The organism is Micromonospora sp. NPDC050417 (assembly GCF_044458865.1).
Classification (GTDB): Bacteria; Actinomycetota; Actinomycetes; order Mycobacteriales; family Micromonosporaceae; genus Micromonospora_G.
Map to the genome: position 1 here is coordinate 160,934 of NZ_JBITIH010000017.1, position 9,524 is coordinate 170,457.

Annotated in this window: 8 protein-coding genes; 5 read left to right on the top strand and 3 right to left on the bottom strand. The window is 71.2% G+C overall.

Annotation, left to right across the window (positions count from 1 at the left end; genetic code table 11):
- The first annotated feature begins 13 nt into the window (after positions 1–13).
- The 3 genes from ACIBF5_RS22395 to ACIBF5_RS22405 are packed head-to-tail and all read left to right on the top strand — an operon-like array spanning position 14 to position 5,005.
- Entirely contained in the window at positions 14–1,837 is a 1,824-nt protein-coding gene (locus tag ACIBF5_RS22395; protein WP_396814593.1) for an IucA/IucC family protein, read from the top strand.
- Position 1,838: 1 nt separating this feature from the next.
- Complete coding sequence (locus ACIBF5_RS22400; protein WP_396814594.1) at positions 1,839–3,635, top strand: IucA/IucC family protein; 1,797 nt, start codon at positions 1,839–1,841, stop codon at positions 3,633–3,635.
- The gene (locus ACIBF5_RS22405) at positions 3,632–5,005 is read left to right on the top strand and encodes a glutamine synthetase family protein (RefSeq protein ID WP_396814596.1); all 1,374 of its coding nucleotides are present in this window, start codon (positions 3,632–3,634) and stop codon (positions 5,003–5,005) included. The genes ACIBF5_RS22400 and ACIBF5_RS22405 overlap by 4 nt, the downstream gene beginning before the upstream one ends.
- A gap of 5 nt (positions 5,006–5,010) precedes the next feature.
- On the opposite strand, the gene ACIBF5_RS22410 is transcribed toward ACIBF5_RS22405, so the two are convergent.
- The 3 genes from ACIBF5_RS22410 to ACIBF5_RS22420 all read right to left on the bottom strand — a co-directional run bounded on the left by ACIBF5_RS22410 (position 5,011) and on the right by ACIBF5_RS22420 (position 7,583).
- Positions 5,011–6,276, bottom strand: a complete 1,266-nt coding sequence (locus ACIBF5_RS22410; protein ID WP_396814598.1) for an alanine racemase — start codon at positions 6,274–6,276, stop codon at positions 5,011–5,013.
- Positions 6,277–6,302: 26 nt separating this feature from the next.
- Positions 6,303–7,133, bottom strand: coding sequence for a helix-turn-helix domain-containing protein (locus tag ACIBF5_RS22415; protein ID WP_396814616.1), 831 nt, complete (start codon positions 7,131–7,133; stop codon positions 6,303–6,305).
- A 210-nt stretch (positions 7,134–7,343) separates the two neighbouring features.
- Positions 7,344–7,583, bottom strand: a complete 240-nt coding sequence (locus tag ACIBF5_RS22420) for a DUF397 domain-containing protein (RefSeq protein ID WP_396814600.1) — start codon at positions 7,581–7,583, stop codon at positions 7,344–7,346.
- A gap of 319 nt (positions 7,584–7,902) precedes the next feature.
- Between ACIBF5_RS22420 and ACIBF5_RS22425 the strand changes: the two genes are divergently transcribed.
- Positions 7,903–8,193, top strand: coding sequence for a hypothetical protein (locus ACIBF5_RS22425; protein ID WP_121160438.1), 291 nt, complete (start codon positions 7,903–7,905; stop codon positions 8,191–8,193).
- A gap of 264 nt (positions 8,194–8,457) precedes the next feature.
- Positions 8,458–9,387 (top strand): DMT family transporter, encoded by a 930-nt coding sequence (locus ACIBF5_RS22430; RefSeq protein WP_396814602.1) that lies wholly within the window; start codon positions 8,458–8,460, stop codon positions 9,385–9,387.
- Positions 9,388–9,524 lie beyond the last annotated feature (137 nt).

Consider the following 9,524-nt stretch of genomic DNA (forward strand, 5'->3'; position numbering starts at 1 on the left):
AGGAAGGAGCGCCGTGCCGCCCCGCCCCTCGGCCGACCCGGCCACCGCACCGCCTCCCCACCTCGCCCCGGCGCACTGGACCGCAGCCGGCCGTACGCTGCTGGCGCGCACCGTCGCCGAGATGGCGTACGAGGAGATGGTGACCCCCGAGCCCGACGGCCCGCCGGGGTGTTGGCGGATCGCGCTGCCGCAGGGGGTGAGTTACTCCTTCGAGGCGCACCGGGGAACGTTCGGCGCCTGGCGGATCCGGTCGGAGAGCCTGCTGCGCCGGGTCGGCGACCGGGACCAACCCGCCACCGATCCGACCCGGTTCGTGGTCGACGCCGCCGACGTCCTCGGCCTGTCCCGGTCGGTCATCGCCGACCTGGTTCGCGACCTCACCGCCACACACGCCGCCGACGCTCGGCTGCACGCCCGCGCGATCCCGGCCACGGCGCTCGCCGACCTGTCCCACGAGGACCTGGAGGCGCACCAGACCGGCCACCCCTGCATGTTCGTCAACAAGGGCCGGCTCGGCTTCTCCTCGGCCGACACCGCCCGCTACACGCCGGAGGCGGCCGGCGACTTCCGGCTGGTCTGGGTCGCGGTGACGCCGGAGTTGGGCTGGTTCAGCGCCGTACCCGGCCTGGATCTGAAGGCGCTGCTCGCCGACGAACTCGACCCGGTCACCCGGGCCGGCTTCGCCGAGCGGGTCCGGGACCGGGGTGGCGACCCGGAGGCGTACGTCTGGCTGCCGGTGCACCCGTTCCAGTGGGACGAGGTGGTGCTGCCGCTCTTCGCCGCGCAGATCGCGCAGGGGAACCTGGTGTACCTCGGGGAGAGCGTCGACCGCTACCGCCCGTTGCAGTCGATCCGCACCCTGACCAATCTGGACCGGCCTCGGCGGCGCAACGTCAAGGTGTCGCTGATGATCCGCAACACCCTGGTCTGGCGTGGCCTGTCACAGGCGCAGACCACCTGCGCACCCCGGCTCACCACCTGGCTGCGGGAGCTGCGCGACGGCGACGGCTTCCTGCGTGACGAGTGCCGCGTCATCATGCTCGGCGAGGTCGCCTCGGTGACCGTGCCGCATCCGACGTTCGAGGCCCTGCCCGACGCGCCGTACCGCTACCAGGAACTGCTGGGCGCGATCTGGCGCGAACCGGTGCACGGCCACCTGGAGCCGGGGGAGCGGGCCCGGACCATGGCCGCCCTGCTGCTGGAGGGGAGCGACGGGCGGGCGGTCGTGGCCGAACTGGTCGCACGGTCCGGTCTCCGGGCCCGGGAGTGGCTGCGGGCGTACCTCGGCGCGCTGCTGCCGCCGCTGCTGCACTACCTCTACCGCTACGGTGCCTCGTTCACGCCGCACGGGGAGAACGTGGTGCTGATCAGCGACGCGGACGAGCGGCCGACCCGGATCGCCCTGAAGGACTTCGGCGCCGACGTCGAGCTCCTCCCGTTCGACCTGCCGGAGTACGCCGGCATCCCGCCCGAGGCCCGCGACCGGCTGCACCGCTGGCCGGCCCGGGATCTCGCGCACTCGATCCTCTCCGCGATCTGCGCCGGGCACTTCCGTTTCCTGACCGACATCGTGGAGCGCCACCTTGGCGTGCCGGAGCGGGAGTTCTGGTTCCTGGTCCGGGAACCGATCGAGGCGTACCACCGACGGTTCCCGGAGCTGTCCGACCGGTTCGCCTGGTTCGACCTGCTCGGGCCGGAGTTCGGGCGGGTGGCGCTCAACCGTGAGCAACTGCTCGGCGGTGGTTTCCACGACCGGGCCGAACGCGACGCCGAGTTCGACGTCATGTACGGCACCGTGGTCAATCCCCTGCACGCCGCCCGAACCGATGGAGACTGAGATGGCGGTGACCACGCCGCCGGGGTTGCGCCCCGAGGTCTGGGGTCGAGTCCGGGCAGCCCTGGCAGCGAAGATGGTCGCCGAACTCGCCTTCGAGCGGGCGCTGACCCCCACCCCGCTCGGCGCCGACCGTTACCTGGTGCCGGTCACACCGGCAGTCGGGTACGAGTTCCGGGGTCGGCCGGTGGTGATGGACTCGTGGCGGATCGAGCCCGGATCCCTCACCCGGGTCGCGGACGGCGCGGCCGAGCCGGCCGATCCGTACCGGCTCCTGCTCGACCTGCACCAGGCGTGGGAGCTGGAGCCGGCGGTCACCGCGTTGACCGTCACCGAACTCGGCGCGACCCTCACCGCCGATGCGTGGCTGCTCGCCACGGGGGCGTCGGTCGCGGAACTGGCCGACCTGTCCCACATCGAGCTGGAGGGATACCAGACCGGACATCCGTGGATCTTCGCGAACAAGGGGCGGGTCGGTCTCTCCGCCTCCAACCGCCCCTATCTGCCCGAGTCACGGGCGGCGGAGCGGATGCAGTGGATGGCCGTGCACCGTGACCTGGCCAGCTTCCACGGCGGCGGCGGTCTGGACGAGGACGCCCTGCGGAAGCGGGAACTGGACGAGCCGATTCGGCGGCGTTTCACCGATCTGCTCACCGACCAGGGGGTGGACCCGGGCGAGTACGTCTGGCTGCCGGTGCACGGCTGGCAGTGGGACGAGGTGGTCGTACCGCTCTTCGCGGCCGAGCTGGCGCAGCGCCGGATCCTCCCACTGGTGCCGCCGCCGGACCGCTACCGCGCGCAGCAGTCGATCCGTACGTTCAGCAACGTGTCCCGGCCGGACCGGTTCGACGTGAAGTTGCCGCTCTCCATCCTCAACACCATGGTCTACCGGGGTATCCCCACCGAACTGATCCAGGCCGCGCCGCAGACCACCGCCTGGGTCCACGGCATCCGGGACCGGGATCCGTTCCTGCGGGACGTGTGCCGGGTCGTCCTTCCTGGTGAGGTGGCGGGGGTGGCGGTCCGGCACCCGGTGTTCGAGGCCCTGCCGCAGGCACCGTACCGCTACCGGCAACTGCTCGGGGTGATCTGGCGGGAGCCGGTCGCGCAGCGGCTCGACCCCGGCGAGCGGGCCCGTACGCTGGCCGCGCTGCTGCACGTCGACCCGGCCGGTGGGGCGTTCGTGGCCGAGTTGGTGCGCCGTTCCGGGCTACCCCCGGGGGAGTGGCTCGCCGCCCTCTTCGCGGCCGTGTTTCCGCCGCTGCTGCACCTGCTCTGTCGTTACGGCATCGCGTTCAACCCGCACGGCGAGAACGCGATCGTGATCTACGACGCGGCCGACGTGCCGGTCCGGTTGGCGGTGAAGGACTTCGTCGACGACCTGAAGCTGCTCGACGAGGACCTCCCCGAGTACGCGGACCTGCCGGCGCCGGCGTTGGGCGTACTGATGCGGTTCGGGGCAGCGGAATTGTCCGGTTCGATCTTCAAGTCGCTGCTGATGTGTCACTTCCGCTATCTCGGCCCGCTCTGCGAGGAGCAGCTCGCCGTGCCGGAGGAGGAGTTCTGGCGGCTGGCACGGGCCGAGGTGCTGGCGTACCAGGCCCGATTCCCGGAACTGGCGGAGCGGTTCGCCCGGTTCGATCTGCTGGCACCCGAGTTCCCCCGGGTCTGCCTCAACCGGGAACGGCTGCTGCCCGACGGTTACCACGACCGGGCCGAGCGCGACGCCTCCTTCCACATCGACGCCCCACCGGTGGCGAACCCGTTGCACCAGCCGGCGTCGAGCGGAGCGGGCCGATGAGCGCGGCTCCCTTTCCGCTGCCGGTCGAACGGCTGCGGGCCGAGGTCGCCGCCGGGCGGATCGACAACGTCATCGTCGCCGTGCCGGACCTTCAGGGGCGTTTGCAGGGCAGTCGGCTCGACGGTGAGCACTTCTGCGAGCGGGTGCTCGACGACGGTTTCGCCGCCTGCGTCTACCTGCTCGCCGCCGACGTGGAGATGAACACCGGGCCGGGTTACGCCGTCGACCCGTGGGCCGCCGGCTTCGGCGACCTCACCCTCACCCCGGACCTTCGTACGCTGCGCGAACTGCCCTGGGACCCGGGGACGGCACTGGTCGTCGCCGACGCGCGGTGGCCCGACGGGCGGCCGGTCGGCTTCGCGCCCCGGCAGGTCCTGCAGACCCAGCTCGACCGCTTGGCCGAACGGGGGTTGGTCGCGTACGCCGGCACCGAGTTGGAGTTCATCCTGTTCCGGGAGAGCTTCCAGGAGGCGTACGACCGGGATTTTCGTGGCCTGCGCACCGCGACCCGGCACAACGTGGACTACTCCATCGTCGGGGTGACCGAGATCGACCCGCTGGTTCGGCGGATCCGACGCGAGATGCGGCAGGCCGGGCTGAGGCTGGAGTCTGCCCGGGGCGAGGTCCACCCGGGACAGTACGAGATCGTCTTCCGATACGCCGACGCCCTCACCACCTGCGACAACCACGCGCTCTACAAGACCGGGGTACGCCAGATCGTCGCCCAGGAGGGGCTCGCGGTCACCTTCATGGCCAAGTACGACGAGGGGGAGGGGAACTCGTGCCACGTGCACCTGTCCCTGCGTCACGCCGACGGCACCCCGGTCTTCGCCGGTGACGGCACCGGTGACCGGGCCGGCATGTCACCACTGATGGCACACTTCGTCGCCGGGCAACTCGCCTGCCTGCGGGAACTGACCCTGCTCCAGGCGCCGAACGTCAACTCGTACAAGCGGCTCGCCCCCGGCGCGTTCGCCCCGACCGGGGTGGCCTGGGGGCGGGACAACCGGACCTGCCCGATCCGGGTGGTCGGCGACGGGGAGTCGTTGCGGATCGAGCATCGGGTGGCTGGCGGCGACGCGAACCCGTACACCGTGGTCGCGGCGATCGTCGCGGCCGGTCTGTACGGCATCGAGCGGGAGCTGCCGCTGCCGCCGGCCCAGGTCGGCAACGCCTTCGCTCTCGACCTGCCCCGTCTGCCCGGGTCGCTGGCCGAGGCGGTCCGGCTCTGGGAGGAGAGTGCCATCGCCCGGGATGCCTTCGGCGTCGAGGTGGTGACCCACTACGCGGCGGCGGCCCGCGCCGAGTTGGCCGAGTTCGACCGCGCCGTCACCGACTGGGAACGCCGGCGCGGCTTCGAACGCCTCTGACCGGCTCAGTGGTGCACGAGGGTCCGGGTGGCCGGCGGATGGGAGAGGAACGCGGGCATGGCGAACTCCCAGCCGTACGAGCCGGCCATCGGGAAGACGACCAGGTCACCGGCGCGTACGGCGGTGACGGTCACGTCCCGGGCGAGGGTGTCCTCGGTGGTGCAGAGTTCGCCGACCACGGTGACCGGTTGGTCGCGTACCCCGGGGCGGGGGTAGGGGTGCGGCCAGTCGGGGACCGGCAGCACGGCGAACCGGTGCGGGATCTGCCACGAGGTCGGCAACTGGAAGTGGTTGATGCCGCCGCGCAGCACCACGAACCAGGTCCCGTACGCCCGCTTGACGTCGACGACCTCGGCGGCGTACCAGCCGGCGTCGGTGACCAGGTAGCGGCCCGGTTCGAGGAGGAGCCGGCAGCCCGGTGGCGGGGTGAGTCGGGCGAGCCGGGCGCCGAACTCCTTGATGTCGAACGGTTCCTCGCCGCCGAACGGCACCCCGAGCCCGCCGCCGACGTCGACCACGCGCAGGTCGAGCCCGTGCGCGGCGGCGGTGCGCCGACTCCACTCCAGGCACCAGGCGACGTACGCGGCGTGAGTGGCGGCGTCGAGGTTGTTCCCCACCACGTGTACGTGAAAGCCGACCACCCGCAGTCGGGGCAGGGTCGCGGCGAGCCGTAGCGCGTCCGGCACCTCTGCTTCGGGAATGCCGAACTGGGTGGCAGCGCCGCCCATGGTCAGGGCGCCGCTGACGGTGGTGGTCGCGGGGTTGACCCGCAGGGCCACGTCGACCTGCCGGCCGAGTCGGTCGGCCACCGCCTGGACGCGGTGCAGTTCCAGCACGCTTTCCACGTTGACCACGGTGACGTCGAGTTCGACGAGGTGGCGCAGCAGGCGTTCGGTCTTGGCCGGCCCGGCGGCGACCAGCAACCCGCTGTCGGAGTGGGCGGTCGGGCGGCTGCCGGCGGGTGCACCGGCGGCTCGGGCGAGCGTCGCCTCGGCGGCGGAGGCGACCTCGAAGCCGTCGACGTACGGCGCGAGTGCTCGTACCAGCGGTGGGAAGGAGTTGGCCTTCACGGCGTAGCAGATCCGGGTCCAGTCGGGCAGCGCGGTACGTAGGTCGCTGGCCCTCCCGATCGCCACCGTGGGGTCATACAGGTATCCGGCCACCGGGTCGGTCCCGCCCTCCACCTGGGACAGCAACTGCTCACGGATCGACGTAGGCAGGTCGGAGGCGGCGAGCGCGGGCCGACCGGCGGCAGACGGGGGCAGGTCCACGAGGGCTCCCTCTCGCGCGGGAGGTGTCAGCCGTCCAGGTCGGCGAGGATGCGGGCCAGGATGTCCGGGGTACGGGCCGGTGGTTCGGCCTCCACACAGACGCGTTCCATTGCCGCCGCGTAGTGGTCGACATCGTCGCGTTTGTCCAGGTAGAGCGCACTGGTGAGCTGTTCGATGTAGACCACGTCGGGCAGATCCTGGTCGGGGAAGCGCAGGATGCTGAAGGCGCCGCCGGCCGCGGCGTGCCCGCCGCTGGCGAACGGCATCACCTGAAGGCGGACGTTCGGCAGCTTGGTGGCCTCGATCAGGGAGGTGATCTGGCCGTACATCACCTCGGGGCCGCCGATGGGTCGGCGCAGCGCCGCTTCGTCCACCACGGCCCAGAGCTGCGGTGGCTCGGGGCGGGTGAGCAGTTGCTGACGTGCCATCCGCAGGTTGACCCGGCGCTCGACCTCCTCCGAGGAGGCGCTCCGGTGGCCCAGGAGGACGACCGCCCGGGCGTAGTCCCGGCTCTGCAACAGTCCCGGAATGAACTGCACCTCGTACGTGCGGATCAGTGCCGAGGCGGCTTCCAGACCGAGATAGGACTGGAACCACTGCGGCAGCACATCGCCGTACCGGTGCCACCAGCCGGGCTCGTTGGCGTCCCGGGCAAGTCCGAGCAGCACTGTGCGTTCGTCGTCGTCATGTACGCCGTAGAGGGTGAGCAGATCGGCGACATCGCGTTCCTTGAAGCCGACCCGACCGAGTTCCATTCGGCTGATTTTCGACTCGGAGGCGCGAATCTCCCAGCCGGCGGTTTCCCGGGTGACCCCGTTCGCCTCGCGTAGCCGGCGCAGTTGGGCACCGAGCAACATGCGCAGCACGGTGGGACCGGTGGCGGTTTCGCCGTCGGGCCGAGTAGTCGTCACGCACCGACCTCCCGATGCTCCCAGCTGGCCGAGGTGGCCGGCTTTGCTGCCGCGTAAGCATGCCATGACCGCGTGCTGTGCGGGATCAACGGGAGGTCTCGAATTTTGTCGGTGCCCTGGGGGACGCTGGTTGGTCCACCTGACCCGTGTGGCCGCTCAGACGATCAGGTGGTCGAAGTCGCCGTCGCGTGCGCCGAGTATGAAGGCGGTGATTTCGGCGGCGGTGTAAATCAACGCCGGGCCGTCGGGGTCCCTGGAGTTGCGGACCGCGATCCCCGCACCGCCGGGAAGCTCCGCGAGTTCGACGCAGTTTCCACTCGGATTGCTGCGGCGACTCTTCTGCCACGTGATGGGCGGTAGCTCGGTGCTCGGGATGCCGTTGTATGGCTGATTCATCGGTGTCTCTTTCAACGGCCGGGTCGGGCCGGGTTCGGGTCGGGCGGGCGCCGGATCCCGTCCCTGGGCGAGGGTTGCCGGTATGGGAGCCGCGTCCCCATCCGGCCGCATTGCATGGTCATCTGCACGTGCATCTGCTCTTGCGTCTGCATCGCACAGCGAGCATGATAGCGCCTGTGTAGGTGTACCCGGTTACTCACGGTTAGTAATTGGACGGCGGGTCGGCCGGTGCTGGATCAGGTGCCGGGTGACCGGCATTCGGGCCGGTAGCGAGCGGATCGACCCGGTGAGCCGCGCGAAGACAGGAGGCTAGGCAGGGATGCCCGCACCGACCATTGATCCGAACCAGCGCGATCCGCGCGACGTGGTGCCTACCGACAGTTACCGGCCGACGGATCCAGTGTGGATCTTCCGGTCGGGAACCTGGCGCGCCGGTGTCGTCGAGGTCGCCTCGGCGGGCGCCGCGACCGTCACGTACCGGCCCAGTGGTGCCCGGGGAACCGGCGTCGACACCCTGACCGCCCGGTACGTCCTGCCCCGGGCCGACCTCGACCCGCTCGACGCGTTCAGCGGCATGCAGCGCCGTCTCGACGTGGCCCGACTGCGCTGACGGGTGCCGGCAGGTGGAGAACGCCGGACAACACCACGGGTAGGGACAGGTATAGGCCCTCACGTCACTGGATCGGTACGGTCCGGGCCGGATAGAGTGACGCCCGTGCACCGACGTTCTCCGATCACCCCGCCGCCGCGCTTCTGAGCGGGGCAGTGCGTTCTCCGCGTCGAGCCTGTTGAGCTGACGCCGCCCGTACCGGGCCGGTTTCGTATGCCCCGCTTCCGCGACCATGTCCCACTTCTGTCGCAGGAGCGCTGATCCATGCTTGTCTCCCGTACGCCGATGGTGGCTGCCCGTCACCGCGACGGCGTCGACCTTTTCTGTCTTGTCCTGGCCGGCGTGCTCTGGGGGACCGGTGGGCTGCTCGGCAGCCTGCTCGGTCGCCATGCCGGGCTCTCCCCGGTGGCGGTGGCCACCTATCGCCTGCTGATCGGTGGCGCGTTACTCGTCGGTGTCCTGCTGCTCTCCGGCTGCGGACTGCCCCGAGGTCGTACGGCCTGGACCCGGATCGTGGTGCTGGGCCTGCTCTTCGCCATCTACCAGGTGTGCTACTTCGGTGCGGTGGCGCTGACCTCGGTCTCGCTGGCGACCCTCATCACCATCGGCACCTCCCCGGTGTTCGTGCTCGGCGCCGACTGGGTGACCAGCCGACAGCGGGCTGGCGCCCGGACGGTCGGCGCCATCGGTCTTGCCGTCACCGGGCTGGTGCTGCTGGTGGGTCTCCCCGCTGGCGGTCACCCGACGACCGCCGTGTTGGCGAGTATGGCCCTGGCGCTCGTCGCCGCAGCCGGATTCGCCACCGTCACCCGGCTCGGGGCGATGCCGGTCTCCGGCCTGGCCGCGCAGGCGGCGATCGGGCTCGGCTTCGGCGTCGGCGGGCTGATCCTGGCACCGCTCGCGTTGACCACGGTCGGGATGGGCTTCCGTCCGAACCTGGTCACCGTCGGTCTTCTCGTGGCGCTCGCGACGGTGCCGACGGCGCTGGCGTACACCCTGTACTTCCGAGGGCTGCGCACCATCGGTGCCAGCACGGCGGTGGTGCTGGCGCTGCTGGAGCCGCTGACCGGTGCCGTACTGGCGGCGGTCCTCCTGCACGACCGTCTCGGCCTGGCCGGGGTCGCCGGGGCGGTGCTGCTCACGGTGGCGGTGGTCCTGGCCGGTGGCGCGTCGAGGCCGTCCGCGTCGACCTGATCCGGGGGCTGTTCTCTCCACGCGAGACGGTGGGGCGCCCACCAGGCGACCGCGGCCACCCCCCTAAGCCGTGGGCGGGGGCGGCCACGGCCGCCGCCCCCCCCCAGCCGCGCCCCCGCCCACCCGCCCACCCCGCA